The following is a 302-nucleotide window of genomic DNA, read 5'->3' as shown; positions in this document are numbered from 1 at the left end:
ATGCACATATTCAAAAAGGACAGCAGCGGCAGTTTCATAATTCTCAAAGACCGACACTGGATAAACACATTCCTTTTTGAGGGAAGCATGAAAAGATTCCATTGGTGCATTATCGTATGGACGCCCCTTACGGCTGTAAGAGTGGCGGATATGTAGTTCTGTTAACCGTTGGTTGTAATCATCGCTGGTGTACTGTGATCCTAAGTCTGTGTGGATAATCAGGTCCCCAGTAATGGTTCGATTTTTAACCGCGCTTTCCAGGGTCTTTAAGACTAAATCAGTAGCCATCTTTTTTGAGAATG

The 302-nt window shown here is 42.7% G+C and carries 1 protein-coding gene; it reads right to left on the bottom strand.

The window, feature by feature from the left end; genetic code table 11:
• Positions 1-302, bottom strand: a 302-nt coding sequence (locus FC07_RS11960; RefSeq protein ID WP_157050159.1) for a DDE-type integrase/transposase/recombinase, incomplete at both ends; no start/stop codon positions are given.

This window comes from Loigolactobacillus bifermentans DSM 20003 (genome assembly GCF_001434575.1).
Classification (GTDB): Bacteria; Bacillota; Bacilli; order Lactobacillales; family Lactobacillaceae; genus Loigolactobacillus; species Loigolactobacillus bifermentans.
The sequence above is the reverse complement of the archived record's forward strand: the minus strand, read 5'-3'. Positions and strand labels throughout refer to the sequence as shown.